Below are 25,894 nucleotides of genomic sequence, written 5' to 3'. Positions count from 1 at the left end.
GCGACCGGCTACTGGCCGTAGAAAATCCGTTCAAAGACCGCGCGGGCCCGGCGGCTGACCCGCAGGTAGTCCTCTTCCAGTGCCGCGGCCTGGCCCGGTTCATAGCCGCACCAGCGTGCCACGGCCTCCAGGTCGCGCCGCGAGGACGGGAGCAGGTCTGAGGCCTTGCCGCTCCAGATGACGTTGGCAGACCTGATCCGGCTGGCCAGCCGCCAGGCCGCAGCAAGGAGGTCCGCGTCGTCCCGCACGAGCAGGCCCAGTTGGGTCGCGGCCTCGAGCGCCCCGATTGTGGAGGTGGTCCGCAGCTCCGGGTGTTTGCCCGCGTGCTGGAGCTGCAGCAGCTGGACCAGCCACTCGACATCGCTGAGGCCGCCGCGGCCCAGCTTGAGGTGCCGGGCAGGATCCGCGCCACGGGGCAGGCGTTCGGACTCCACCCGGGCTTTGATCCGCCTGATTTCGCGCACATCCTGCTCGGACACAGATTCCGGGTAGCGGATGGGGTCGATGAGTTCCACGAAGTCCGCAGCCAGGGTGTCGTCCCCGGCGACGGGCCGGGCCCGCAGCAGTGCCTGCGCCTCCCAGGCGAGCGACCAGCGCCGGTAGTACTCGGCGTAGGAATCCAGGGAGCGCACCATCGCCCCGTTTTTACCCTCGGGCCGCAGGTCCGCATCCACCTGCAGGACCCGTTCGGCCATGATGGCCGGCTTCAGCGGCTGGGTGAGGAGGCTGGAGACCTTGGCAACAATGCGCGACGCCTGCTCCTGCGCTTCACCCTCGGAGAATCCCGGGAGCGAGCGGTGGACGTAGATTACGTCGGCGTCGGATCCGTAGCCGATTTCGCGGCCGCCCTGCCGGCCCATGGCAACCACCAGGACAGCGGTCTTCAACGGGCCGTTGGCCGACACGATTCCTTCGGCCACGCGCAGCGCACCCAGGACGGCTGCCCGGTCGGTGTCCGCCAATGCCGCCCCCACCTTGTCCTGGTCCAGCAGTCCCGCGGAGTCGGCGATGGCGATCCGCAGGGTCTCGCGCCGCCGGATCAGCCGGATCAGCCGCATGGCGCTTTCGGGATCCGCGTGGCGGGACATCTTGGAGGTGATCTCCTGCCACTGACCCTCGAAGCTGGCCGGCACCAGGTCCTTGTCATGGCCGAGCCACGCCACGGATTCCGGGGAGACTTCCAGCAGGTCCGCGATCAGCCGCGAGTTGGAGAGCACGTGGCATAAGCGTTCTGCCGCCGCTTTGGAGTCCCGGAGCATGCCCAGGTACCAGTGCGTGGTACCGAGGGCTTCGCTGACGCGGCGGAAGGCAAGGAGTCCGGCGTCGGGATCCACCCCATCGGCCAGCCAGTCCAGCAGGATGGGCAGCAGCTGACGCTGCAGCGCGGCCCTGCGGCTGACACCGGCGGTGAGGGCCTCGATGTGGCGCATGGCCCCTTGCGGATCCCGGTAGCCGAGGGCGGCGAGCCGGCCCTGGGCGGCTTCGGGCGTCAGCTTGGCGTCCTCCGTGCTGAGCTTGGCTGCCGTGTTGAGCAGGGGCCGGTAAAAGATCCGTTCATGCAGCTCACGCACTGAGCGCTTGGTCTTCTGCCATGCGGCCAGCAGGGCGTCCGCGTGCGGGCGTTCATTCGAAAACGGGCCCAGCACTCCCTTGGCCAGCGCCCGCAGCGCTGGTTCACCCACGGGCATGAGGTGGGTCCTGCGCAGCTGGAAGAGCTGGATGCGGTGCTCCAGGAGCCGCAGGTACCGGTAGGCGTTGTCGAAAGCCGCCGCATCGGCCCGCCCGATGTAGCCGCCGGCGGACAAGGCGGCTATCGCCGACGTGGTGTCGCGCCGGCGGAGCGATTCGTCGGATTTTCCGTGCACCAGCTGCAGCAGCTGGACGGTGAATTCGACGTCGCGCAGTCCCCCGCGGCCCAGCTTGATCTGCCGCTGCTCCTCCGCGGGCGGAATGTGTTCGGTGACGCGCCGGCGCATGGCCTGGACGGATTCAACAAACCCGTCACGGCTGGCCGAGCTCCAGATCAGCGGAGTGATGGCTTCCTCGTACAGCCTGCCGAGGGCTGCGTCACCGGCGATGGTACGGGCCTTCAGCAGCGCCTGGAACTCCCAGCTCTGGGCCCAGCGCGCGTAGTACGTCTGGTGGGAGGCGAGGGTGCGGACCAGCGGCCCGGACTTGCCCTCAGGCCGGAGGTTCGCGTCCACCTCCCAGAGCCCGGGTTCCCGGGCTACCGATGAGATGGCCCGGGAGATTCCGCTGGCCAGCGCGGTGCCGATGGTGGCGGCCCGCGCGTCGTCCAGGCCGCCAGGGTCCACCACATAGATGACATCGACGTCGGAAATGTAGTTCAGCTCGCGGGCTCCGCATTTGCCCATGCCAATAACGGCCAGGCCGACGTCGGCCACGTCCCCGGCGCCGAACTGGCTGGCTGCCTCGGCGCGCGAGACGGCGAGGGCAGCCTCGATGGCGGCGCCCGCCAGGTCGGCGAGCTCCCCGCCCACGGCCGGCATAAAGTCCAGGGGGTCCGCAGCGCACAGGTCCTTGACCGCCAGGTCCACGATTCCCCTGCGGTAAGCCGTGCGCAGGGCTGCGTAGGCGTCCGTCCCTGTGGCTGCGGCGACGGGCCGGGCGGCGCGCGGATCGGCGCCGACGGACTGCAGCAGTGAAGCGCGCAGCTCCCGCGGATCTGCCGGCATTGGCTCCGGGCTGGGCCGCACCTCAAAGGCGGACAGGTGTTCGGGGTGGCGGATGAGGAACTCCCCCAGCGCCTCCGATGCTCCCAGGACACGGTAGAGCGGTTCGCTGGTCTCGGGGTCGGCGTCCGCCAGCTCCCGCAGGGCCGGATGCTTTTCGATCAGGCGGACCAGGGACTGCAGGGCAGTGTCCGGGCTGGCCGCCATTTGGAGCCCTGCAAAGAGCCTGTCTTCGTCCAGTCCCTCGAGCTCGCGGGCAGCCAGGAACCGCGCGCCCTTTTCGAGATCGCTGAAACCGGCGGAAATCAGGCGCCGTGCGAGGCTCACCACCACTCCCTAGAGAATGCCCAGGTTGCGCTGCAGCTCGTAGGGCGTTACCTGAAGGCGGTAGTCCTGCCACTCGGCGCGCTTGTTGCGCAGGAAGTGTTCGAAGACCTGCTCGCCCAGGATCTGCGGCATCAGTTCGGAATCCTCCATGGAGCGGATGGCGTCATGCAGGCTCGCGGGGAGGGGATCGTGGCCCATGGCACGGCGCTCGGCCGAACTCAGCGACCAGACGTCGTCCTCGGCCGCCGCAGGCAGGTCATAGCCCTCTTCGATGCCCTTGAGCCCGGCGCCCAGCAGGACAGCGTAGGCGAGGTACGGGTTGGCGGCCGAATCGATGCCGCGGTACTCAATCCGGGCGGACTGGCCCTTGCCCGGCTTGTACAGCGGGACGCGGACCAGCGCGGAGCGGTTGTTGTGCCCCCAGCTCAGGTAGCTCGGAGCCTCGCCGCCGCCCCAGAGTCGCTTGTAGGAGTTCACGAACTGGTTGGTGACGGCCGTGAACTCGGGCGCGTGCTTGAGGATGCCGGCAATGAACTGGCGGGCAGTCTTGGACAGCTGGAACTCGGCGCCGGCTTCGTAGAAGGCGTTGGTGTCCCCTTCAAAGAGGGAGAAGTGGGTGTGCATGCCGGAGCCGGGGTGTGCGGTGAACGGCTTGGGCATGAACGTGGCGTAAGTCCCCTGCTGGAGCGCCACTTCCTTGATGACGGTACGGAACGTCATGATGTTGTCCGCTGTCTGCAGCGCATCGGCGTACCGGAGGTCAATCTCGTTCTGGCCGGGCCCGGCCTCGTGGTGGCTGAACTCCACCGAGATTCCCACCGATTCCAGCATGGTCACAGCGGTCCGGCGGAAATCCTGCGCTACGCCGCCGGGCACGTGGTCAAAATAGCCGCCCTCGTCCACGGGGACCGGAGCGCCGTCCGGGCCCGGTTCCTGGGACTTGAGGAGGTAAAACTCGATCTCCGGGTGGGTGTAGCAGGTGAAGCCCATATCCGCAGCTTTGGCGAGGGTGCGCTTGAGGACGTTGCGCGGATCTGCGGCCGAGGGCTCCCCGTCCGGAGTGAGAATGTCGCAGAACATGCGGGAGGTCTGCTCGGTTTCGCCGCGCCACGGCAGGATCTGGAAGGTCGACGGGTCCGGCTGCGCCAGCATGTCGGATTCAAAGACGCGGGCGAGGCCCTCAATGGCTGAACCATCGAAGCCCAGGCCTTCCTCGAAGGCGCCCTCAACTTCGGCGGGCGCCAGGGCCACGGACTTGAGTGAACCCACGACGTCGGTGAACCACAGGCGCACGAAACGTACGTCGCGCTCTTCGATTGTGCGCAGGACAAACTCTTGCTGGCGGTCCATGATGGCCTCTTCTGTCGGTCAACGTCCATGCCCCGGTCCGTAGAGGAGGAAGCCGGAAAGCAGTTCACCAACACTGTACTAAGCAATTGGCGGCGATGTTGGAGCCCGCAGGCCGTGTAACACAGCATTAACACTCCGGGGCGGTGAAGGGCACCAGCCGCAGCGCCGGGTCCGTGCCGCCCCGCCCCCGTTCATATGACGCGAATCACCCGGAAGGAAGTCGCCGCCGCTGGCTAGGACTGTGGATACGGCACTACGCTCATGCCATGGCCACAAGCAACAGCTCCGACTCAAGCGTGCCCGCCGACGTTCCCGCCCCGTACGGCAACGGGCCCGGGCAGGGCGCCCCGGCCGGCTCCGGCCGAAAGCCCGCAAAAGTCCGCGTCCACCACCTCCAGCAGGCCAAGGATGACGGCACCAAGTTCGCGATGCTGACTGCCTACGAGCAGTACACCGCAGAAATCTTCGACGCCGCCGGCATCGAGGTGCTCCTGGTGGGAGACTCGGCCTCCAACAATGTCTACGGCAACGAAACCAGCCTTCCGGTCACCGTGGACGAACTGCTTCCGCTGTGCCGGGCCGTGGCACGTTCCGCCAAGCGCGCACTTGTGGTGGCCGACCTGCCGTTCGGCAGCTACGAGGTCTCGCCTGAGCAGGCGGTGGCCGCGGGTGTGAGGTTCCTGAAGGAGGGCCTGGCGCACGCGGTCAAGATCGAGGGCGGGAAGTACTACGCTCCCACTGTCCGGGCAATGGTTCAGGCCGGAATCCCCGTGATGGCCCACATCGGTTTCACCCCGCAGAGCGAGCACGCGCTGGGCGGGTACCGCGTCCAGGGCCGCGGCGACGATGCCCAAAGGTTGATTGACGACGCCGTCGCGCTGGCTGAGGCGGGCGCCTTCAGCGTGCTGATGGAAATGGTCCCCGCGGAGACAGCGGCCGCGGTGGACGCGGCCGTCAGCGTTCCCACCGTCGGCATCGGCGCCGGCAAGGAAACCACCGGCCAGGTCCTCGTGTGGCAGGACATGGCGGGCCTGCGCGGCGGCAGGATGGCCAAGTTCGTCAAACAGTACGCGGACCTTCGCACCACGCTTCTTGACGCCGCCGCAGCCTACGGTGAGGATGTCCGGTCAGGCCAGTTCCCGGGCCCGGAGCACACTTTCTGAACAACCAGCCGGCCGAGAGAAGCCGGCACCCGGCCGTCAGTCGTCGTCGTCCTGCTTTTCCCACGCCTCATTGCGCGCGCGGACCTTTTCCAGGGCGTGCTCAGCCTCTTTCCTGGTCTTGTACGGGCCGATCAGCTGGCTCCAGTCCGACAGCCGGTCCTCCTCAACCTCGTGGGTCTTGATGTTGTACCAGTACTCAGTCATCGCTGTTCCCCGTTCCGCCGGCCGGGAAGCTGCGGCGTGACGCGCGTAACTTAAACTCTTACGCGGCACAGACGCGGCTCCCGGTTGTTAGGCCTTCTGTGGTGCCTTATATGATCAATCTATGCCTTCCCTTGCCTCCACTGCACCCATCGGCACCCTCACCCAGGGAACCGTTGGTCCGCAGCGTCCAGTACCGGCGTCCATCCCCCGTCCGGAGTATGTCGGCAAGCCGGCACCTGCCAAGTTCACCGGCTCGGAGGTCAAATCCGCCGAAACGATCGAGAAGATCCGCGTTGCCGCCAGGATCGCCGCGCAGGCCATCGTCGAGGTGGGCAAACACATCGAGCCCGGCGTCACCACGGACCAGCTGGACAAGGTGGGCCACGAATTCCTCCTTGACCACCACGCCTACCCCTCCACGCTGGGGTACCGGGGGTTCCCCAAGTCCTTGTGCTCGTCGTTGAACGAGGTCATTTGCCACGGGATCCCGGATACAACGGTGGTCCAGGACGGCGACATCATCAATATCGACATCACGGCCTACATCGGCGGCGTCCACGGCGACACCAACTACACCTTCACCGTGGGCGATGTTGACGAGGAATCACGACTCCTGGTGGAACGGACGCAGGAATCCCTGAACCGGGCCATCAAGGCCGTTGCGCCCGGCCGCGAAATCAACGTGATCGGGCGCGCCATCCAGTCCTACGCCAAGCGGTTCGGCTACGGCGTGGTCCGGGACTTCACCGGGCACGGCGTTGGCGAAGCGTTCCACACCGGGCTGATCATCCCGCACTACGATGCCGCCCCCGCCTACAACACGGTGATTGAGGCCGGCATGGTGTTCACCATTGAACCGATGCTCACCCTGGGAACAGTGGAGTGGGAGATGTGGGCCGATGACTGGACCGTTGTGACCCGGGACCGCAAGCGCACCGCGCAGTTTGAGCACACCCTGCTGGTCACGGATACAGGCGCAGAAATCCTCACCCTGCCCTGACCGGCTGCACCACCCGGCGGCCGGCCCTTGCTTTGCTGCCGCTGCGTCTGCCGCTGACAGACTCAACCACCCGCTGCTGGATCAGCAGCCACCGCTGACTTAGCAACACCGGGGCCGGCTGCCCGCCGCCCCTTCCCTGCCCGCCCCTGCCACGAACGGAAACCCATTGGCCAACAAGGACGAGAAGTCGCACAAAAAAGCCCCGCTGATCGGCATCGATATCGGAGGCACGGGAATCAAGGGCGGCATTGTCGACCTGAAGAAGGGCAAGCTCCTCGGCGACCGGTTCCGCGTACCCACGCCGCAGCCCGCCACCCCCGAGGCAGTGGCCGAGGCCGTGGCGCTGGTGGTTTCCGAGCTCTCCGCCCGTCCGGAAGCACCCGCCGCGGGCTCCCCCGTGGGTGTGACCTTCCCGGGCATCATCCAGCACGGCGTGGTGCACTCCGCCGCCAACGTTGACAAAAGCTGGCTTAACACGGACATCGATGCCCTCCTGACCGCGCGCCTGGGCCGGCCGGTAGAGGTCATCAACGACGCCGACGCCGCCGGGCTCGCCGAAGCACGGTACGGCGCGGGCGCAGGGGTGGCGGGCACGGTCCTGGTGATCACGCTGGGCACCGGCATCGGCTCGGCCTTCATCTTCGACGGCAAGCTGGTGCCGAACGCCGAACTGGGCCACCTGGAGATCGACGGCCACGACGCCGAGACCAAGGCCTCCGCTGTGGCCCGAGAACGCGACGGCCTGTCCTGGGACGAATACAGCGTCCTGCTGCAGCGCTACTTCTCCCACGTCGAGTTCCTGTTCTCCCCCGAACTGTTCATCGTGGGCGGCGGCATCTCCAAGCGGGCCGACGAATATCTGCCCAACCTCAAGCTCCGCACGCCAATCGTCCCGGCGGTTCTTCGCAACGAGGCCGGCATCGTGGGCGCCGCCATCGAGATCGCCCTGAAGCACAAGCTCGCCAAATAGAGGACGTCCAGTAGAAGCAGAATGCCCCTTCCGTTCGGAAGGGGCATTCTTTGGATGCAGTGTGTGCCGGTGGTGGCTGCGGCTTCCCCTCCGCTGCCACCACCGGAGATCAGGGTGCGCCCTACAGAGGGCTTTTTTCCGAGGTTTTGGTGCCCTTGGCGGTGATGCCCTTGGCGTCGTCTTCGGCTTCCTGGCGGAGCAGGGCAATGGCCGTTTCAAAGTCTTCAAGGGATTCAAAGGCCTGGTACACGCTGGCGAACCGGAGATAGGCCACTTTGTCCAGCTTCTGCAGCGGCCCGAGGATCACCAGGCCCACCTCGTGGGCGTCGATTTCGGCCGCACCGGAGGAGCGGATCTGCTCTTCGACTTCCTGGGCCAGCAGGGCGAGATCGTCTTCGCTGACCGGCCGCCCCTGGCAGGCCTTGCGGACGCCGTTGATCACCTTGCTCCGGCTGAAGGGCTCCCCCACGCCGGATCGCTTGATCACCGACAGGCTGGTGGTTTCCACAGTGGTGAACCTGCGCCCGCACTCAGGGCACTGGCGGCGGCGGCGAATGGCCGAGCCATCGTCCGCCATGCGGCTGTCCACGACCCGGGAATCGGGGTTGCGGCAGAACGGACAGTACATGGCGTCCCTTCTTTGGCTCCGTGACAGTGTCAGGTTGCAGCGTGCAGTATGAAGTGGCAGGTCCCGGGGCCCACAGAGGCCCTGCTGCGCCTTCAATTCTATGTCCCGGCATACGCTAATAACAAGCGTGTAACTACTACATCTTGTGGTGGGCAGTACTAGATATCGTCAGGCCCGCCGACAGGCCGGCCAGCGAAGCGGGCCGTGACAGCTTCCCCGTGCGCGGGCAGGTCTTCCGCGCCGGACAGGCTCACGATGTGCCGGCTGACCTCCGCCAGCGCCTCACGGCTGTAGTTCACCACCTGGATTGCGCGCAGGAAGGTGGTGACGTTCAGTCCGGAAGAAAAGGCTGCTGTACCGCTGGTGGGCAGCACGTGGTTGGACCCCGCGCAGTAGTCCCCCAGGCTCACCGGACTGTAGTCGCCAACAAAAATGGCCCCGGCGTTTCGGATCCTCGCGGCCACGGCGGCTGCATCCCGGGTCATGATCTCCAGGTGCTCAGCAGCGTACGCGTCGCAGGCTGCGATGCCCTGGTCCAAATCCTCCACCAGGACAACCCCTGACTGGGGGCCGGAGAGGGCTTCGCGGACCCGGGTCGAGTGCTTGGTGGCCGCCGCTTGAAGCTCCAGCTCAGCGCGCACGGCTCCGGCAAGGTCCTCCGAGTCGGTAATCAGCACCGATGCTGCCTTGGGATCATGCTCTGCCTGGCTGATGAGGTCGGCCGCCACCAGCGCAGGCTGGGCGGAGGAGTCGGCCAAAATGGCGATCTCCGTGGTCCCTGCCTCGGAGTCGATTCCCACCACGCCCTTCACCAGGCGTTTGGCGGTGGCCACGAAGATGTTGCCCGGTCCGGTGACCACGTCCACGGGCTCCAGCGCAGGACCGGCTTCCGTTGAGGGCACCCCGTAGGCGAACGCGGCGATCGCCTGCGCTCCGCCAATGGCGTACACCTCGGTAATGCCGAGCAGTGCTGCGGCGGCAAGGATGGTGGGGTGCGGAAGCCCGCCGAACTCCTTCTGCGGAGGTGAGGCCAGGGCGATGGACTGCACCCCGGCGGCCAGGGCCGGCACCACGTTCATGATCACGGACGAGGGGTAGACGGCCAGGCCGCCGGGAACGTAGAGACCTACCCTGGCCACCGGCACCCAGTTCTGGCTGACCAGGGCGCCGTCGCCGAGTTGTACGTCAATGTTGCGGGGACGCTGGCCGTCCGCAAAACGGCGTGCCCGGCTGATGGATTCTTCCAGCGCCCGCCGAACGGCCGGGTCCAGCTGCCCCAGGGCATCCGCGAGGGCCTCCTGCGGGACCAGCGGGTGGTCCTGTTCGGCGCCGTCAAAGCGCAGGGCCAGCTCGGCCAGGGCATCGAAGCCACGCTGCCGGACAGCCGAAATGATGTCGAGGACCTTTTCTTCAGCGTCGGCCACAGTCTGTCCCTGGGCGCGGGGCACGGCGGCCCGGAGCCCCGCGAGGGTCAGGTTCCGGCCCCGGAGGTCAACGGTGCGGAAGCTCACGGCGGCAGCGGCAGGGGTGGCGGGAAACTCCGAAGAAATGGTCACCGCACTATTTTACGGGCCCAGCCGCAGCGTGCCGCGCCCCTCCGCGCCGCCGTCGTCCTTCTTGCCCAGGAGGTGCATCAACTCCAGCACAAAAACGGACATCGCGGTGGCGGCTGGCCACAGCAGCAGCACCGGCAAAGCCCGCAACGAAAAAGCGATACTCGCATTGGCGGTGGCATCGACGGCCGGCCCAAACAGCCGGGCGGTCAACACGCCCGCCTGCCACGCCAGGAGTGCGCCGCACAGCCCGCCGGCGAGGCCCATTAGGAGGCTTAACTGCGGATCCTGGCGCTTTTTGTCCGTCAGGAACACTGCCAGCAGGCACCCTGCGAAGACCAGGAGCCCGGCCAGCGTCAAGTCCCTGGGCAGCCAGACCTGCGGGTGGGCGCCATCGCCGAGTGCGGGGTCCCGGGTGATGAGGTTGAGGCCTCCCGGTGCCAGCAGCCACCAGAGAATCCCTGCCGGCACGCCGGCCGCCGCCGGCAGCACGAACATGGCCCAGGGCAGGCGCGGGCGTGCGCGCGCGGTCGGATCTGTCATGCAACAAACCTTAACAGTTGTTCCGGCAGCTTAACTCCCTGACGTGGGGCTTCAAGAGATTCCCCGCCGGCCCGGCGGGACCCATACAGTTGAAGGAGAACACACAGCCATCCACTATCAGGAGTTTGACGTGACCGAAAACGAGGCGCCCTTCGAACGGACGTTCAAGGAAATGTTCCGGCGCCATGCGGCCGGCGTCGCCATCATCACGGTCAACTACCAGGACCGCCCGTTCGGGTTTACCGCCACGTCCGTGGCATCCCTGTCCGCGCAGCCGCCGCGCTTCACTTTCAACATGGCACGCAGCTCCGGGTCCTGGCCGGCCGTGGCCAACACCACCTACATCGGGGTCCACATGCTCGGCCTCGAGAACCAGGCGCTGGCCGACCGTTTTGCCCGCGGCACCAACCGCTTCGAGGGTGACCACTGGGAGGTGGGGCCGCACGGCGTACCGGTGCTGAAGGACGTGGCCGGCTGGCTGATCGGCGAGGTGCAGATGCGCCTCTCGTTCGAGAACAACGCAGTGGTGGTGGTACAGGTGGTTGACGGCCAGGTGGGCGGGGAAGGCTCGCCGCTCCTATACCACGGCGGCGCGTACGGCCAGCCTGTGCCGCTGGACTACGAAATCTAGCTTCCCCCAACCGGCGGACGACGGCGGCACTTGGCGCCCGCCGTCGTCCAGCCTTTTCAGGCGTCCAGCCTTTTCAGGCGTCCAGCCCCTGTCAGGCGTCCAGGCAGGCCGGGCCCAGCAGGACCTTCAGGTCGCCAAACAGTGAGGGGCTCGGGTTCACGCGGAGGTGGACCGGCAGGCCCATAATTTCCGTGCGGGTGTCACCCTGCAGGTGCAGGCGCACCTCGGAGTTGCCCCGGTGCGTGCGGAGCACATCGCCAAGCTCCGTAACCACGGCTTCGGTGGCCTTGTGCGTGGGCATGGTGATTACCAGCGGGCCGCCCAGGCCTTCGCTCAGGTCCGGAACGGAAAGCTCCATGCAGTTGAGGGTGATCGCACCGTCGTCGCGCTTCTGCAGGCGCCCCTTGACCACCACGATCAGGTCCTCGGCCAGTACCGAGGCGATAGGTCCGTAAACCTGGCCGAAGAACATGACTTCCATCGAACCGCCGAGGTCCTCCACCTCCGCCCGGGCGTAGGCGTTTCCGCTGGCCTTCGCAATGCGCCGGCTCAGCGAGGTGATCATGCCGGCGATGGTGATAATCGCACCGTCCTGCGGCCCGTCTTCACCCAGGACGGATGTGATGCTCATTTCCGCGTGCTGGCTCAACACCCCTTCGAGGCCCTGCAGGGGGTGGTCCGAGACGTACAGGCCCAGCATGTCCCGCTCGAAGGAGAGTTTGTCCTTCTTCTCCCATTCCGGCAGGTCGGGGATGTCGATGCTCAGCGACGACTCCGATTCGGCTTCCTCGAAGCCGGCAAAGAGGTCGAACTGCCCGATCGCTTCGTTCCGCTTGAGCGTGATGACCGAGTCGATGGCTTCTTCGTGGATCATCGCCAGGGCGCGGCGGTGGTGGCCCAGCGAGTCGAAGGCGCCCGACTTGATCAGTGACTCGATGGTCCGCTTGTTGCAGACCACGGCCGGGACCTTCATCAGGTAGTCCTTGAAGGACGTAAACGCGCCCTCGCTCTCGCGCGCGGCCACCATGGCCTCCACCACGTTGACGCCGACGTTGCGGATCGCGCCCATGCCGAAGCGGATGTCGTTGCCCACCGGAGTGAAGTTCAGGGCGGACTCATTGACGTCCGGCGGGAGCACGGTGATGCCCATGCGCCGGCATTCGTTCAGGTAGATGGCGGACTTGTCCTTGTCGTCACCCACGGAGGTGAGCAGCGCGGCCATGTACTCGGGGGCATAGTGCGCCTTGAGATAGGCGGTCCAGTAGGAGATCACGCCGTAGGCAGCCGAGTGGGCTTTGTTGAAGGCGTAGTCGGAGAAGGGCAGCAGGATGTCCCACAGGGTTTTTACGGCCTCCATGGAGTAGCCGTTGTCCTGCATGCCCTGGGAGAAGCCGGCGAACTGCTTGTCCAGTTCGGATTTCTTCTTTTTGCCCATGGCGCGGCGGAGGATGTCTGCCTGGCCCAGCGAGTAGCCGGCCAGCTTCTGCGCCACGGCCATAACCTGTTCCTGGTACACAATCAGGCCGTAGGTTCCGCCGAGGATTTCCGCCAGCGGTTCCTTGAGTTCGGGGTGGATGGGGATGACTTCCTGGATCCCGTTTTTCCGCAGCGCGTAGTCGGTGTGCGCGTTGGCGCCCATGGGGCCTGGCCGGTACAGCGCCAGGACAGCCGAGATGTCTTCGAAGTTGTCCGGCTTCATCAGTTTGAGCAGGGACCGCATGGGGCCGCCGTCGAGCTGGAAGACGCCCAGGGTGTCGCCGCGGGCCAGCAGTTCGTAGGACGGCGCGTCGTCGAGTTCCAAGGCCTCAAGGTCCAGGTCCACGCCGCGGTTCATCTTAATGTTTTCCAGGGCGTCGGAAATGATCGTCAGGTTCCGCAGGCCCAGGAAGTCCATCTTGATCAGGCCAAGGCCTTCACAGGTGGGGTAATCGAATTGCGTGATCACCTGGCCGTCCTGGATCCGGCGCATGATGGGGATGACGTCGATGATGGGATCCGAGGACATAATCACGCCGGCCGCGTGCACGCCCCACTGGCGCTTCAGCCCCTCGATGCCCAGCGCGGTTTCGAAGACCTTGGCAGCTTCCGGATCGGTACTGATCAGTTGGCGGAAGTCGCCGGCCTCGCCGTAACGCTTGGCCTCCGGGTTCTGGATGTCCGCCAGCGGGATGTCCTTGGCCATCACGGCCGGGGGAAGTGCCTTGGTGAGCGTTTCACCCATGCTGAACGGGTAGCCAAGCACACGCGAAGAATCCTTCAGCGCCTGCTTGGTCTTAATGGTGCCATAGGTGACGATCATGGCTACGCGCTCGTCACCGTACTTGCGGGTCACGTAGTCGATCACTTCGGAGCGGCGCCGGTCATCGAAGTCCACGTCGAAGTCGGGCATGGAAACACGGTCCGGGTTCAGGAACCGTTCGAAGATGAGTCCGTGCCGCAGCGGGTCCAGGTCGGTGATGCGCATCGCGTAGGCCACCATGGAGCCGGCACCCGAACCACGGCCGGGACCGACCCGGATGCCGTTGTTCTTGGCCCAGTTGATGAAGTCCGCCACCACCAGGAAGTAGCCGGGGAAACCCATGGAGGTGATGACACCGAGCTCGTAGTCCGCCTGCGCCCGGACCTCGTCCGGGACGCCGCCGGGGTAGCGGTAGTCGAGTCCCGTGGCCACTTCCTTGACCAGCCAGGACGTCTCGTCCTCCCCCGGAGGGCAGGGGAACCGGGGCATGTAGTTGGCGCCGGTGTTGAAGGAGACCTCGCAACGCTCCGCGATCAGCAGCGTGTTGTCGCAGGCGTCGGGGTGGTCCCGGAACAGCTCCCGCATCTCCTGCGGCGACTTCAGGTAGTAGCCGCTGCCGGAGAAGGCGAAGCGGGAACCGCCGTTGTCGTACGTGGGTTCCAGGAGGGTTGAGCCGGACTGGATGGCCAGCAGTGCCTCGTGGGCCTTGGCGTCGTGCTCGTGCGTGTAATGGAGGTCGTTGGTGGCAACGAGGGGAAGGTTCAGCTCCTTGGCGAGCCGGATCAGGTCCCCGGTGACGCGGCGTTCGATGTCCAGCCCGTGGTCCATCAGTTCGCAGAAGTAGTTCTCGGCTCCGAAAATGTCGCGGAACTCGGAGGCGGCCTCCAGCGCCTCGCGGTACTGGCCCAGCCGCAGACGGGTCTGGATCTCCCCGGACGGGCACCCTGTGGTGGCGATGAGCCCCTCGGAGTAGGTGTTCAGAAGCTCCCGGTCCAGCCGCGGCCATTTGCCGAACACCGCGTCCAGGGATGCGATGGAGGACGCCCGGAAAAGGTTCCGCATGCCCGCGTTGTTGTAGCTGAGCAGCGTCATGTGGGTATAGGAACCACCACCGGAGATGTCGTCCTTGCGCTGGTGCTCCTCACCCCAGCGGACCCTGCTTTTATCGCCGCGGGCCGTTCCGGGAGTCACATAGGCTTCGACGCCGATGATCGGCTTGATTCCCTTGTCGGTGGCCTTCTTCCAGAAGTCGAAGGCACCGAAGAGATAGCCGTGGTCGGTGGTGGCGAGGGCGGGCATCCCCAGCCGCTCGGTTTCGTCGAACAGTTCGCCAAGCCTGGCAGCGCCGTCCAGCATCGAATACTCGGTGTGGTTGTGGAGATGGACAAACGAGTCGTTGCTGGAAGTCACCGGACTATTCTAATCGCTGGCCCGGCGGGGGCCGGTCAGGCCCGCCCTGACTCCAGCACTTCCAGGGCAAACGCAAGGTCCTGCGGGTAGTCGCTGACAACACGCACGGGCTCCCCCGTGACCGGGTGCTCAAAGCCGAGTTCACGGGCGTGCAGCCACTGGCGGGTCAGGCCCAGGGTGGCGGCGAGCCGGGGATCGGCCCCATAGGTGAGGTCGCCGGCGCAGGGGTGGCGCAGCGCGGAGAAATGCACCCTGATCTGATGGGTGCGTCCAGTCTCCAGGTGTACTTCCACCAGGCTTGCCTTGCCGAAGGCTTCCACCACTTCATAGTGCGTGACGGACGGCCGGCCGTCCTCGATGACGGCGAACCGCCAGTCATGGCCGGGGTGCCGGCCGATGGGTGCGTCGATGGTGCCCACCAGGGGGTCGGGCAGGCCCTGCACCACTGCGTGGTAGACCTTGTCCACGGTGCGCTCCTTGAAAGCGCGTTTGAGGGCGGTGTAAGCGCGTTCGGACTTGGCCACGACCATCGCCCCTGAGGTGCCGACGTCGAGCCGGTGGACAATGCCGGCGCGCTCGGGGGAACCTGAGGTGGAAATGCGGTAGCCGGCCCCGGCGAGGCCGCCCACAACAGTGGGCCCCACCCATCCCGGGGAGGGGTGCGCGGCCACACCCACGGGTTTATCGACGACGACGAAATCGTCATCGTCCAACAGGATCTTCAGGCCTTCCACAACTTCCTCCACCACTTCCAGGGGGTCACGCCGTTCCGGCAGGCTCACCTGGAGGACATCTCCGGCCACCAGCCTGGCCGACTTGCCCAATGCTTTTCCTTTGCTGAGGACATGGCCCTCGGCAATCAGGGTTGCCGCCAGGGAACGCGATATCCCCAGGAGCCCGGCGATGCCCGCATCGGCACGGGACCCGGCAAACTGTTCGGCGACGACGAGGCGCTCAAGCATCGCCGGGCTTTTCCTTGCGCGCCGCCGTCAGCCGGGTTCCGTCCATGGAAATGCCCCGCAGCGTCAGGATGCAGATGATCGCGACGGCGGACACTACGGCCGAGTCGGCGATGTTGAAGATCGCGAAGTTGGGCAGTTGGATGAAGTCCACCACGTGGCCCATGCCAAAGGACGGTTCCCTAAAGAGCCGGTCCGTCAGGTTGCCCAGCGCACCGCCCAGCAGCAGGCCCAGCGCCAGGGCCCACCAGAGCGAGCCGAGTTTCCGGACCTGGAACAGGATGGCGACGGCCACGGCGGCCATGATGATGGAGAACACCCACGTGACGTTTTCCCCGATAGAGAACGCCGCTCCCGAGTTCCGGATGAAGTACCAGTGCAGTACAGGCGGCAGTACGGGGATCCGCTCCCCTTCCACCATGCTGGATGTGACCCAGACCTTGGTCAGCTGGTCGAGGACGTAGGCGAAGACTGCGAACCCGGCAAAGAGGGACAGCAGCACGGCGCGGCGGGGGCGCGGCGAGGGCGGGACAGGGCGTGCGGCGTCGGCGGCAAGTTCGTCAGTCATGGTGCTTTCATTCGTAAAACCGGTGTCAATGCCAAAAGCCGGTGGCCGAGGAATCCTCAGCCACCGGCTTTCAGAATACGTGCTTGACAGGCTAGTTGGCTTCGCTGACTTCCGGCGTAGCCACTGAACCGCGGGCATCAAGGTCGCGCAGCTGGCCTTCGATGTAAGCCTTCAGGCGTGAACGGTAGTCACGCTCGAAGCCACGCAGCTGCTCCACCTTGCGCTCGAGCACCGAACGCTGCTGCTCGAGGGCACCAAGGATCTTGCGGGACTTCTCCTGAGCGTCGTTGACCAGGCTGCTGGCTTCGATCTGCGCCTCGGCGATGATCTTGTCCTTCTGTGCCTGTCCGTCAGCGACGTGCCGGTCGTGCATCTGCTGGGCCATGGCGAGCAGGCCGGCAGCCGACTCGGCTGAAGCGGTAGCGGCGGCAGGCGCGGCAGCAGCCGGAGCGGCAGCTGCCGGGGCAGCCTGCTGGGCGTCCTTCTTCTTGCGCTCTTCGGCCGCCTTGGCTTCCGCTTCGGCCTTCTCGCGGGCTTCGTCTTTGTCGGACTTGACGGGCGCGGGGACCTTTTCAACTACGGGCGCGGCAACGGTGCTTGCCGGAACGCTGGAACCGGCTTCGGCGAGCTTCTTGCGAAGTTCGTCGTTTTCCTGGTTCAGGCGGCGGAGCTCGACGACGATCTCGTCCAGGAAGTCATCAACCTCGTCCTGGTCGTAGCCTTCGCGGAACTTGGTCGGCTGAAAGCGCTTGTTGACAACGTCTTCTGGCGTCAAAGCCATCTGGTCACCTCACTGGTCTGGTTAGTCAGTAGGCCTTCCGGCCGTCAAAACTACGGTACCTAAATTTGGTCTTGTTCCTCTAATTCAACACTGCGGTGTCAAACACGAGTTTTTCTTCGCATGACATTCGTGGTTCCCGGCGGGTCCCATCCCTGCACTGCTGGTCTAGCGGATAAATCAGGCGAGGCCCCTGGTGATCCCCATGGCGATGCTCACGCCAATGAACAGGACCAGGAAGCCCAGATCCAGGGAAATGCCGCCAAGGCGCAGCGGCGGGATCAGCCGCCGCAGTCCGTTCAGCGGCGGATCCGTGATGGAGTACACGGTGTGCGCCACCACCAGGGCTGCGCCGCGGGGGCGCCATTCCCGGGCAAACATCTGGACCCAGTCGAAGACCAGGCGAATTATCAGTGCGACAAAGAACAACAAAAGCGCGAGATAGACAAGCCCGAAAACAATTCCCATGACTTACTTCATATCTCCATGTCCCTTGTGGATACCGCGGCGTCCCTTGCGATGTGTCTTGTCTATTTCAGCACAGATGCCAGGCAGGTGTGTCCCTGCCTGGCATCTGCTTCAGCCTGCTGCTCAGCTTTGGTTGAAGAAGCTGGCTTGGGTTTCACTGGCCTTTTTGTCATCGCCGATGACCTCCACGTATGACGGCGAGAGCAGGAAAACCTTGTTGGTCACCCGCTCAATGCTGCCGCGGAGGCCAAAAACCAAGCCGGCAGAGAAATCAACCAGGCGTTTGGCGTCGGCCTCACCCATGTCCGTAACGTTCATGATGACGGGGATGCCGTCACGGAAGCTCTCGCCGATGAGTTTGGCATCGTTGTACGAACGCGGGTGGATAGTGGTGATCTGGCGGAGACCGGTGGCCTCCTCGCGGCTCGAGGCCGCGCGCTTGATGGGGGTCACTGGAGCGCGGTATTCCTCTTCGGGGGTGTAGGACGATTCACGGCTGACCTCGCGGACGGGTGCAGGGGCACGGCGCTCCTCGCGGTCAGCTTCCATCGTTTCGTCCTCATCCTTACGTGCGGTCTGTTGCTCGGACTCGTAGTGTTCATCGCCGTCGGCGAGCCCAAGATAGATCATTGTCTTGCGCAGAGCGCCGGCCATGGTCGACTCCTAATCGTGTCCGTTAAGCGGGCCGCCCAATGACTTGACAGCACTGGAGTCCCCCGCCCATCACTTCCAATAGCACCGACGCTACCCCACGGCGGGACGCGATCCGAGAATATCGGAGCCGATTCGCAGGTGTGTCGCTCCGAACGCGACGGCCGCTTCCAGGTCCTGGCTCATTCCGGCGGAAATCGCCATGGCGCCAGGATGCTCCGCCACCAGCCCGGCCGAGACCCGGGCGAGTTTTTCAAAAGCGGCTTCCGGCGGGGCGCCCAGTGGGGCCACTGCCATCACCCCTGCCAGCTCCAGGCCGGCCGAGGTTGCTATCCGTTCAGCAAGGGGCAGCACTTCTTCGGGGACCACGCCGCCGCGGTGCGCTCCGGCGTCGTCCTCCAGGCTGACCTGGATGAAGCAGTCCAGCGGCGCCCGCCCAGTGTTGTCTCGCTCGGCCTGCGCGGCTTTGGCCAGCGCGTCCACGAGCTGGGGCCGGTCAACGGAGTGCACGGCGGCGGCGTACCGGAGTACGGATTTGGCCTTTTTGCTTTGCAGCTGGCCCACAAAGTGCCAGGTCAGGCCACAGTCCGCCAGCTCGAGTGCCTTCGCTGATGCCTCCTGGTCGCGGTTCTCCCCGACATCGGTGACACCCAGCGTTGCGAGCCGTTTGATGTCCTCTGCGGGGTGGAACTTGGTCACCACTATCAGGGTGGGCAGGTTTCCTTCGCGGCCTGCCGCGCCTGCCGCCGTGGCGATGCGCTGCCGGACGGCGGCCAGCCGTTGTGCCAGTTCCAGGGAGCGCGCGTCACCGCCGGGGGCGGCCTCAGTCATGGCACCACACCAGGCCGGCGAAGCGCCCGGTGTCGCTGTTGCGCCGGTACGAAAAGAGGGATGGCGTTTCCAGGGTGCAGGGCCCGCTGTATTCCACGGTGACACCTGCCTCTGCCAGTTGGCTGCGGGCGCCGGCCGGGAGGTCCAGCCCGGGGGTGCCCCACGAGGTGGTGGTTCGTGACGCCGGAACGGCGGCGGCCACCTCGGCCTGCAGCCCGGCAGGTACCTCGTAACAGCTGCCGCAGATGGAAGGACCCAGCCACGCGCGGATGCCGCCGGCGCCGAGGGCCTTCATGCTGTCCACGGCGGCCGGAATAACCCCGTTGGCAATGCCGGGACGGCCCGCATGCACGGCCGCCAGAACAGGCCCGTCCGGCGACTCGCCGGCGAGCACCACGGGGATGCAGTCCGCCACCATCACGGCAAGCGGGACGCCGCGGGAGACCATGGCGTCGGCCTCGGGAGCCCGGCTGTCCTGGCCCATGACCGCCACGGCGTTGCCGTGCACCTGGTTCATGAACCGCAGGCCCTGCGGCGCGACGCCAATGGCCCGTTCCAGGTCCGCGCGGCGCCGGCCTACCTCGTCGGGATCGTCACCCACGTGCAGGGCCAGGTTTCCGGCCTCCACGTCAGTGAAGGCGACAGATATGCCAGGCTGGATGCGGGCGCGCCAGTGGAACAAGCCGGAGCCTACTTCAGGAAGTCGGGGACATCCAGGTCATCCGAGTGGCTGCCGGTGAGGTCCGGCTCCACTACGGAGGGGAGGTCGACGTCGAAGCCCGAGTCGGCCGGGACCGCAGACGGCCGCTGCTGGCCCCAGTTGCTGAGCCCTGCGGCGCCAACGCCGGCGTGGATGGGCTGGACGCTGGCCTGGTGGCTGCCTGCGGACGGTGCCTGGGCAGGCGCCGGAGCGTTGGCGGGCGCCGCCGGGCGCTGCGGGGCCGCTGCGGGCTGGGACTGGTCCATCGAGGGCGAGGTGGCCTTGACGTCGTCGAACCCGGCGGCAATGACGGTCACCCGGGCTTCGTCGCCGAGGGCGTCGTCGATGACGGCACCGAAGATGATGTTGGCCTCCGGGTGCGCCACCTCCTGGACCAGACGCGCAGCTTCGTTGATCTCGAACAGGCCAAGGTCTGAACCACCCTGGATGGACAGCAGCACGCCGTGCGCACCATCAATGGAAGCTTCCAGCAGCGGCGAAGCAATGGCGAGCTCGGCGGCCTTGACGGCACGGTCTTCGCCACGGGCGGAGCCGATACCCATCAGCGCGGAACCGGCGCCCTGCATAACCGACTTGACGTCCGCGAAGTCAAGGTTGATCAGGCCGGGGGTGGTGATGAGGTCCGTAATGCCTTGGACGCCGGAGAGCAGCACCTGGTCAGCGGAACGGAAGGCATCCAGTACCGAGACGTTGCGGTCGCTGATGGACAGGAGGCGGTCGTTGGGGATCACGATGAGGGTGTCCACCTCGTCGCGTAGCGCGTCGATGCCGGCTTCGGCGGAACCGGCACGGCGGCGGCCTTCAAAGGTGAACGGGCGCGTGACAACACCGATGGTCAGGGCGCCAAGGGAACGTGCGATGCGGGCGACCACGGGAGCGCCGCCGGTGCCGGTTCCGCCGCCTTCACCGGCGGTGACGAACACCATGTCCGCGCCGCGCAGGACTTCCTCGATCTCGTCCGCGTGGTCTTCGGCAGCCTGCTTGCCCACCTCGGGATTCGCACCCGCCCCCAAGCCACGGGTCAGTTCGCGTCCCACGTCAAGCTTGACGTCGGCGTCGCTCATCAGCAGGGCCTGGGCGTCGGTGTTGATGGCGATGAATTCAACACCTCGGAGGCCGACCTCGATCATGCGGTTGACTGCGTTCACGCCACCGCCGCCGATGCCGACGACTTTGATGACGGCCAAGTAATTCTGCGGAGCTGCCACGTTACGTGTCCCTTGTTCGTGTCTTATTGCTAAATCTGATGAAGAGCTTAATGCCTGCAACCTTAACCTTCGAGTTGAAGGTTATAGTTATGTCAAGTAACTCATGTCTGTGACGGTATTTCCTCTGGTTCACACATTCAATAACCGGCTCCGCGTGTCGGATTAATACCGGAAAGAAAGCATGTCAGCGGGTCACCGGATGCCGGGGCACACTTACGTCGTACACCTTGACCGGGTTCTTCGGATCCATCGGAACCTTGAGCAGGGCGGCCAGCACTTTGGCCTTGAGTTCCTTCTCGCCGGCGTTGCCCCAGATGATGGTCTGGCCGTCAACCAGCTTGAGTTCCACCGCATCCACGGACTGGGCCGACGCATTGGAAAGCTTGGCCAGCACATCCGGCGGCAAGGCGCCCAGCACCTCGGCCGTGGCCCGGAAGAGGTCCTTACCGATGGTACCGGCACCGCCGTCGATGACTGGCAATGAGACGGATGCGGGATCGGCTGTTGACGCCAGCTGGATGCCGTCCACGTCAACCAGCTGATACTGCTCCCCCTGTTTGACCAGCGCCACCGGCACGCGTTCCCGGACGGCAACCGCCAGGCCCGACGGCGGACGTGCCTCTGCGGACACGGACTTCACCTGGACCAGCGGCTCGAGGAGGCGCCCTACCTCCTCGTCGGTGATCTGCGGCAGAGGTCTGTTGCGCAGCGGTTCCAGCGCGGCCTCCACCTGGGCAGGTGTCAGCAGGTGCGTTCCGGACACCGAGATGGTTCGTACGGCCAAGGCAGGGGAAAAGACCGCAACGGCAAGGAGCCCGGCCACGATGGCAACCAGCGTGAGGGCCACCGCCAGGATGTTCCTCTTCTGGCGCTTCCCTTTGGGCTCGGGGAAGGCCAGGACCTTCCCGGCACTGTCGGACCCCTGCGTGGTCCCGCCCGGGTTTTCCTTGGCGGGCCCGCCATTCTTTGGCCCATCTTTCTTCAGTCCGTCCTTTGTCAGTCCGGCGAAGGTGGCTTTGCGGGCTTTTCGGGCCGGCTGCGGGGCGGGCTCCGGCGCGGACCGCGAGGCCGAGATCACGTCCTGGCTGCCGCCGGCATCTGGGCCCGCCTGTCCGGGCCAGGCCTCGGGGTTCCCCGGCCGCCGCCCATGGGACGTGTAGGTGGGGCGGCGGGAACTAGCCACGCAGGGCCTCTACGATCTGCGGCCCGTAGGCGGTGACGTCGCCCGCGCCGGCGGTGAGGATGATGTCACCCTCGGCAGCGGCGCCGGCGAGTGCCGCCACGGCGTCGGAGGCGGGGACCAGCCGCCCGCCGTCGGACAGGTGGTCTGCGATGAGCTGGCTCGTGACGCCGGGAATCGGATCCTCGCGCGCGGGATAAATATCCAGCACCCAGGCAGTATCGGCAAGGTTAAGCGCCTCGGCGAACTCCCTGGCGAATTCCCGCGTGCGCGAAAACAGGTGCGGCTGGAAGAGCACATGGACCTTGTTGTCTCCGGCCACCGACCGGGCCGCGGCAAGGGCCGCCCGGACTTCGGTGGGATGGTGGGCGTAGTCGTCGAAGACGCGCACGCCCCGTGCCTGCCCTTTCAGTTCGAAGCGCCGCGCGGCCCCGGAGAACTGCGCCAGGGCCCCGGCCGCCACGGCCGGCTCCACTCCCAGCTCACGTGCCACGGCAAAAGCGGCAGCCGCGTTCAGGGCGTTATGCCGGCCCGGCACCTGCAGCTCAAGCGGGAACCGGCCGTCCGGGGTGGCCACCGCCACGTCGCCCGCGCCGCCGTCGTGCAGCACCAGCCCGGCCTCTTCGCCCGTTCCGTAGAGGACCACGCGGGTATTGCCGCGCTCCCGCGTCCGACGCGCCAACGCCAGGGCGCCGGGGTCGTCCGCACAGGCAATCAGCACGCCGTCGGCAGGCAGCAGGCGGGTGAAGCGGTCAAAGGATTCGTAGACGGCCTCCGCGGTGCCGTAGTAGTCCAGGTGGTCGGGCTCCACATTGGTGACTACCGCGATGTTGGGCCGGTAGTTCAGGAAGGACCCGTCGGATTCGTCCGCCTCGGCCACAAAAATCCCGGACGTGCCGTGGGCGGCGTTGACGCCCAGCGCCGGGACGTTGGCGCCGATAGCAAAGGAGGGATCGAGGCCGGCGCCCTGCAGCAGGACAGCCACCATGGAGGTGGTGGTGGACTTGCCGTGGGTTCCGGCTACGGTAACCACCAGGTCCTCCCCCATCGTGGCCGCGAGGGCCTGGGAGCGGTGCAGCACCGGCAGGCCTGCTTCCCTGGCTGCCGCCAGCTCCGGGTTGTCGGCGCGGATAGCGGAACCGGCCACCACGGTCTGGGCATCTGCCAGGTTGGCAGCGTTATATCCGACGGCGATCCGCGCACCCGCCGCGGCGAGGTCCGCCATCACGGGCAGGTCCTTGGCATCAGAGCCGCTGACGGGAACGCCACGCGCCACCATGATCCTGGCGACGGCGGACATGCCCACGCCGCCGATCCCAACAAAGTGGACCTTCCCCAGCGAGGCCAGGGTGGGGGTGCTGACAGGACTCATGCGGGTACCGCTTCCAGGACAAGACCAGCCATGCGCCGGTCGGCGTTTCGAATTCCGAGCCGGTAGGAATTGGCTGCCATGGTGGCGAGCCGGGACTCATCGGTGACAAGCGGGATGAGCTCCCGGCCCACCCACTCGGGCGTGAAGTCGCGGTCAGACACCAGCATGCCGCCCCCGGCGGCCACCAGTCCGGCAGCGTTCAGCGCCTGTTCGCCGTTGCCGATGGGCAGCGGCACCAGGACGGCGGGCACGCCGGCGGCGGCAACCTCGCAGACGGTGGCAGCGCCGGAGCGGGCCAGCAGGACATCCGCCGCTGCGTATGCCAGTTCCATGCCGTCGATGTATTCCACCTGCCGGTAACCATCGGCAACCAGCGGCCTGCCGCCGTCGTCCAGGAGTGATTTGCCGCGGCCGGTGACGTGCAGGGTCTGGATCCCGGCGCCGGCCAACTGCCCGAGGGCGGCGGCTATGGTCCGGTTGATGCTCTGTGCCCCTGATGACCCGCCGGTGACGATCAGGGTGGGTTTGGCGGGGTCCAGTCCCAGGGTTTCGCGGGCGGACGCGCGGGCCGCGCCCCGGTCAAGGTGCGAGATTTCGGTGCGCATGGGCATGCCCACGTGCACGGCACCGCGCAGCGGGGTGGTGTCGAAGGCCACGGCCACGCGCCGGGTGAACATCGCGCCCACCCTGTTGGCCAGGCCGGGACGGGCGTTGGCCTCATGGATCACGATCGGAATGCCGCGCTTCCTGGCGGCCAGGTACATGGGTGTGCACACGTACCCGCCCACGCCCACCAGGACATCCGCGGCGGCGTTGTCCAGGATGGCGCCGGCCTGCCGCACGGCGCCGGAAAGGCGCCCCGGCAGGCGGAGGAGGTCGGCGGAAGGCTTCCGGGGGAAGGGCACGCGGTCGATCGTGGCCAGTTCAACGCCGGCAGCGGGAACCAGCCGGGTTTCCATTCCCGACGGAGTACCGACGGCGAGGAGGGCGGCGCCGGGGGCGGCATTGCGGATGGCTGCCGCAATGGCCAGGAGCGGGCTGATGTGGCCGGCGGTTCCGCCGCCCGCCAGGACGATTGATGGGTTTTGCGGGTTCATCTCGGGTCAGGCACGCTTTCTTGCAGTCTTTTGTGTGGCGGCGGAGGCCCGAGCCGGTCTGGCCTTGAACTTCAGCATCCGTTTGGGCCGGATGGCCGGGGCCATTTGCTCCCGGGCCAGGGAGAGCACCACCCCGATGGCGCAGAGCGACATCAGCAGGGCGGAGCCGCCATAGGAAATGAACGGCAGGGGCACGCCGATCACGGGCATCAGGCCAGTCACCACGGACATGTTGACCGTTGCCTGGCCCAGGAGCCACACCATGATGGTGCCGGCCAGCACGCGGTGGAACATGTCCTCCTGCGCCACCACCACACGGTAGATGGCGGCTCCCAGAATGGCGAAAAGGATCAGGACGACGACGGTTCCCACCAGGCCGAGCTCCTCGCCGATGATGGCGAAGATGAAGTCGTTGTGGGCTTCGGGGATCCAGCTGTACTTCTGCCGGCTTTGCCCCAGCCCTACCCCGAACCAGCCTCCCGAGGCGAGCCCGTACAGGCCGTTGGTGGCCTGGTAGTTGGCGTCAATGCCGTCGGCGCAGGACTCCCCCGTCCACCAGGAGGTGATGCGGCACATGCGGTTTGAACTGGTCACAGCCATAACGGCTGTTCCGGCCGCGGCCACCAGGCCTGCGATGCCGAACAGATAAAGGGGTGCCCCGGCAAAGAACAGTGCGGCTGCCGTGATCATCATGATGATCATGGCCGTTCCGAGGTCGTTTCCCACCAGGACCAGGCCAACAATGATGATGGCCATCGGGACAGCAGGAATGGCCACGTGCTGCCAGCGGCTAAGCAGCCGGCCCTTCCTGGCCAGGACAGTGGCCATCCAGAGCGCGAGTGCCAGCTTGGACGCTTCCGACGGCTGGAATGTAATGCCGCCGAGGTCGATCCAGTTTTTGTTGCCGTTGACCTCCGCGCCCACAATCTGCACCAGGCCCAGGAGGACCACTGCGGCGATGATTGCCAGCCACGCGAGCCGCTTGAGCCACACCACGTTGATGCGGGACAGGACAAACATGGTGAAGATGCCGATCGCGGCGAACACGCCCTGCTTCAGCGCATCCCCGTAGGGAGACTTCCCCGCGGCAATGGACTCCACACTGGAGGCGGAGAGGACCATCATGATCCCGATCGCGGTCAGCGCCAGGGTTGAACCCAGGATGAGGTAGTACGTGGAGCCGTTCTTGGAGGTCCCTGTTCCTTCCAGTGCCGACCAGAATTTCCGGTAGGCGGCTTTTACCCGGAGGGGGGCGGAAACCAGACGCTGCGCCGGTGCTGCCGAAGAGCCTGGGCGCGGCTTGCCCGCCTGCTGTTTATCTGGCTGGGGCCGGGTGGGCGTGCTGACCAT

The 25,894-nt window shown here is 66.2% G+C and carries 23 protein-coding genes; 4 read left to right on the top strand and 19 right to left on the bottom strand.

Going from position 1 to position 25,894, the window contains the following annotated elements:
- Positions 1–8: 8 nt before the first annotated feature.
- Positions 9–3,020 (bottom strand): bifunctional [glutamine synthetase] adenylyltransferase/[glutamine synthetase]-adenylyl-L-tyrosine phosphorylase, encoded by a 3,012-nt coding sequence (locus tag QFZ36_RS00420; RefSeq protein ID WP_306633003.1) that lies wholly within the window; start codon positions 3,018–3,020, stop codon positions 9–11.
- A 9-nt stretch (positions 3,021–3,029) separates the two neighbouring features.
- Entirely contained in the window at positions 3,030–4,370 is a 1,341-nt protein-coding gene (gene glnA, locus QFZ36_RS00415) for a type I glutamate--ammonia ligase (RefSeq protein WP_091421917.1), read from the bottom strand.
- 266 nt (positions 4,371–4,636) lie between these two features.
- On the opposite strand from glnA, the gene panB reads away from it, so the two are divergent.
- Positions 4,637–5,533 (top strand): 3-methyl-2-oxobutanoate hydroxymethyltransferase, encoded by an 897-nt coding sequence (gene panB / locus QFZ36_RS00410; protein WP_306632999.1) that lies wholly within the window; start codon positions 4,637–4,639, stop codon positions 5,531–5,533.
- 36 nt (positions 5,534–5,569) lie between these two features.
- Here panB and QFZ36_RS00405 read toward each other — a convergent pair whose 3' ends face one another.
- Positions 5,570–5,737, bottom strand: coding sequence for an SPOR domain-containing protein (locus QFZ36_RS00405; protein WP_142035603.1), 168 nt, complete (start codon positions 5,735–5,737; stop codon positions 5,570–5,572).
- Positions 5,738–5,858: 121 nt separating this feature from the next.
- Between QFZ36_RS00405 and map the strand changes: the two genes are divergently transcribed.
- Together map and ppgK are read left to right on the top strand one after the other, a co-directional pair.
- Positions 5,859–6,737: a type I methionyl aminopeptidase gene (gene map, locus QFZ36_RS00400; protein WP_306632998.1), complete on the top strand. Its 879-nt coding sequence runs from the start codon at positions 5,859–5,861 to the stop codon at positions 6,735–6,737.
- Between the two features lie 166 nt (positions 6,738–6,903).
- The gene (gene ppgK / locus QFZ36_RS00395) at positions 6,904–7,707 is read left to right on the top strand and encodes a polyphosphate--glucose phosphotransferase (protein ID WP_306632996.1); all 804 of its coding nucleotides are present in this window, start codon (positions 6,904–6,906) and stop codon (positions 7,705–7,707) included.
- A gap of 121 nt (positions 7,708–7,828) precedes the next feature.
- Here the strand turns inward: ppgK and nrdR are convergent, their stop codons facing one another.
- The 3 genes from nrdR to QFZ36_RS00380 all read right to left on the bottom strand — a co-directional run bounded on the left by nrdR (position 7,829) and on the right by QFZ36_RS00380 (position 10,431).
- On the bottom strand, positions 7,829–8,335 hold the full coding sequence (gene nrdR, locus QFZ36_RS00390) for a transcriptional regulator NrdR (protein WP_306632995.1): 507 nt from the start codon (positions 8,333–8,335) through the stop codon (positions 7,829–7,831).
- A gap of 158 nt (positions 8,336–8,493) precedes the next feature.
- Entirely contained in the window at positions 8,494–9,891 is a 1,398-nt protein-coding gene (gene hisD / locus QFZ36_RS00385) for a histidinol dehydrogenase (RefSeq protein ID WP_306632993.1), read from the bottom strand.
- Positions 9,892–9,900: 9 nt separating this feature from the next.
- Positions 9,901–10,431, bottom strand: coding sequence for a hypothetical protein (locus QFZ36_RS00380; RefSeq protein WP_306632991.1), 531 nt, complete (start codon positions 10,429–10,431; stop codon positions 9,901–9,903).
- 130 nt (positions 10,432–10,561) lie between these two features.
- Between QFZ36_RS00380 and QFZ36_RS00375 the strand changes: the two genes are divergently transcribed.
- On the top strand, positions 10,562–11,062 hold the full coding sequence (locus QFZ36_RS00375) for a flavin reductase family protein (RefSeq protein ID WP_306632990.1): 501 nt from the start codon (positions 10,562–10,564) through the stop codon (positions 11,060–11,062).
- 91 nt (positions 11,063–11,153) lie between these two features.
- Here the strand turns inward: QFZ36_RS00375 and dnaE are convergent, their stop codons facing one another.
- The 13 genes from dnaE to ftsW all read right to left on the bottom strand — a co-directional run bounded on the left by dnaE (position 11,154) and on the right by ftsW (position 25,894).
- The gene (gene dnaE, locus QFZ36_RS00370; RefSeq protein ID WP_306632988.1) at positions 11,154–14,711 is read right to left on the bottom strand and encodes a DNA polymerase III subunit alpha; all 3,558 of its coding nucleotides are present in this window, start codon (positions 14,709–14,711) and stop codon (positions 11,154–11,156) included.
- A gap of 35 nt (positions 14,712–14,746) precedes the next feature.
- Positions 14,747–15,673, bottom strand: a complete 927-nt coding sequence (locus QFZ36_RS00365) for an RluA family pseudouridine synthase (RefSeq protein WP_306632987.1) — start codon at positions 15,671–15,673, stop codon at positions 14,747–14,749.
- Entirely contained in the window at positions 15,666–16,238 is a 573-nt protein-coding gene (gene lspA / locus QFZ36_RS00360; RefSeq protein WP_306632986.1) for a signal peptidase II, read from the bottom strand. The genes QFZ36_RS00365 and lspA overlap by 8 nt, the downstream gene beginning before the upstream one ends.
- Before the next feature lie 91 nt (positions 16,239–16,329).
- Positions 16,330–17,019 (bottom strand): DivIVA domain-containing protein, encoded by a 690-nt coding sequence (locus QFZ36_RS00355; RefSeq protein ID WP_306632985.1) that lies wholly within the window; start codon positions 17,017–17,019, stop codon positions 16,330–16,332.
- A 177-nt stretch (positions 17,020–17,196) separates the two neighbouring features.
- On the bottom strand, positions 17,197–17,484 hold the full coding sequence (locus tag QFZ36_RS00350; protein WP_306632984.1) for a YggT family protein: 288 nt from the start codon (positions 17,482–17,484) through the stop codon (positions 17,197–17,199).
- 123 nt (positions 17,485–17,607) lie between these two features.
- Positions 17,608–18,138 carry a cell division protein SepF gene (locus QFZ36_RS00345; protein WP_306632983.1) on the bottom strand — a complete coding sequence of 177 codons (531 nt, stop codon included), beginning with the start codon at positions 18,136–18,138 and terminating at the stop codon, positions 17,608–17,610.
- A 90-nt stretch (positions 18,139–18,228) separates the two neighbouring features.
- Positions 18,229–18,966 (bottom strand): YggS family pyridoxal phosphate-dependent enzyme, encoded by a 738-nt coding sequence (locus QFZ36_RS00340; protein ID WP_306632981.1) that lies wholly within the window; start codon positions 18,964–18,966, stop codon positions 18,229–18,231.
- Entirely contained in the window at positions 18,959–19,648 is a 690-nt protein-coding gene (locus tag QFZ36_RS00335) for a polyphenol oxidase family protein (RefSeq protein WP_306632979.1), read from the bottom strand. Before QFZ36_RS00335 ends, QFZ36_RS00340 begins: the two co-directional genes overlap by 8 nt.
- Positions 19,649–19,656: 8 nt before the next feature.
- Complete coding sequence (gene ftsZ / locus QFZ36_RS00330) at positions 19,657–20,895, bottom strand: cell division protein FtsZ (RefSeq protein ID WP_306632977.1); 1,239 nt, start codon at positions 20,893–20,895, stop codon at positions 19,657–19,659.
- A gap of 184 nt (positions 20,896–21,079) precedes the next feature.
- Positions 21,080–22,078 carry a cell division protein FtsQ/DivIB gene (locus tag QFZ36_RS00325; RefSeq protein WP_306632976.1) on the bottom strand — a complete coding sequence of 333 codons (999 nt, stop codon included), beginning with the start codon at positions 22,076–22,078 and terminating at the stop codon, positions 21,080–21,082.
- Positions 22,071–23,447 carry a UDP-N-acetylmuramate--L-alanine ligase gene (murC, locus tag QFZ36_RS00320; protein WP_306632974.1) on the bottom strand — a complete coding sequence of 459 codons (1,377 nt, stop codon included), beginning with the start codon at positions 23,445–23,447 and terminating at the stop codon, positions 22,071–22,073. The genes QFZ36_RS00325 and murC overlap by 8 nt, the downstream gene beginning before the upstream one ends.
- Positions 23,444–24,544, bottom strand: a complete 1,101-nt coding sequence (gene murG, locus QFZ36_RS00315; RefSeq protein WP_306632972.1) for an undecaprenyldiphospho-muramoylpentapeptide beta-N-acetylglucosaminyltransferase — start codon at positions 24,542–24,544, stop codon at positions 23,444–23,446. Before murG ends, murC begins: the two co-directional genes overlap by 4 nt.
- Before the next feature lie 6 nt (positions 24,545–24,550).
- Complete coding sequence (gene ftsW, locus QFZ36_RS00310; protein ID WP_306632970.1) at positions 24,551–25,894, bottom strand: putative lipid II flippase FtsW; 1,344 nt, start codon at positions 25,892–25,894, stop codon at positions 24,551–24,553.

The organism is Pseudarthrobacter siccitolerans (assembly GCF_030823375.1).
In the GTDB taxonomy this organism is placed as follows: Bacteria; Actinomycetota; Actinomycetes; order Actinomycetales; family Micrococcaceae; genus Arthrobacter; species Arthrobacter siccitolerans_A.
This window is presented reverse-complemented; position numbering and strand designations above follow the sequence as displayed.

Bases quoted from the DNA above. Each gene is read 5' to 3' on its own strand.
- QFZ36_RS00405 (WP_142035603.1), bottom strand. From the start codon at position 5,737: ATGACTGAGTACTGGTACAACATCAAGACCCACGAGGTTGAGGAGGAC.
- QFZ36_RS00355 (WP_306632985.1), bottom strand. From the start codon at position 17,019: ATGGCTTTGACGCCAGAAGACGTTGTCAACAAGCGCTTTCAGCCGACC.
- QFZ36_RS00380 (WP_306632991.1), bottom strand. From the start codon at position 10,431: ATGACAGATCCGACCGCGCGCGCACGCCCGCGCCTGCCCTGGGCCATG.
- murG (WP_306632972.1), bottom strand. From the start codon at position 24,544: ATGAACCCGCAAAACCCATCAATCGTCCTGGCGGGCGGCGGAACCGCC.
- QFZ36_RS00350 (WP_306632984.1), bottom strand. From the start codon at position 17,484: ATGGGAATTGTTTTCGGGCTTGTCTATCTCGCGCTTTTGTTGTTCTTT.
- nrdR (WP_306632995.1), bottom strand. From the start codon at position 8,335: ATGTACTGTCCGTTCTGCCGCAACCCCGATTCCCGGGTCGTGGACAGC.
- lspA (WP_306632986.1), bottom strand. From the start codon at position 16,238: ATGACTGACGAACTTGCCGCCGACGCCGCACGCCCTGTCCCGCCCTCG.
- panB (WP_306632999.1), top strand. From the start codon at position 4,637: ATGGCCACAAGCAACAGCTCCGACTCAAGCGTGCCCGCCGACGTTCCC.
- QFZ36_RS00345 (WP_306632983.1), bottom strand. From the start codon at position 18,138: ATGGCCGGCGCTCTGCGCAAGACAATGATCTATCTTGGGCTCGCCGAC.
- QFZ36_RS00340 (WP_306632981.1), bottom strand. From the start codon at position 18,966: ATGACTGAGGCCGCCCCCGGCGGTGACGCGCGCTCCCTGGAACTGGCA.
- ftsW (WP_306632970.1), bottom strand. From the start codon at position 25,894: ATGGTCAGCACGCCCACCCGGCCCCAGCCAGATAAACAGCAGGCGGGC.
- QFZ36_RS00365 (WP_306632987.1), bottom strand. From the start codon at position 15,673: ATGCTTGAGCGCCTCGTCGTCGCCGAACAGTTTGCCGGGTCCCGTGCC.
- map (WP_306632998.1), top strand. From the start codon at position 5,859: ATGCCTTCCCTTGCCTCCACTGCACCCATCGGCACCCTCACCCAGGGA.
- murC (WP_306632974.1), bottom strand. From the start codon at position 23,447: ATGAGTCCTGTCAGCACCCCCACCCTGGCCTCGCTGGGGAAGGTCCAC.
- glnA (WP_091421917.1), bottom strand. From the start codon at position 4,370: ATGGACCGCCAGCAAGAGTTTGTCCTGCGCACAATCGAAGAGCGCGAC.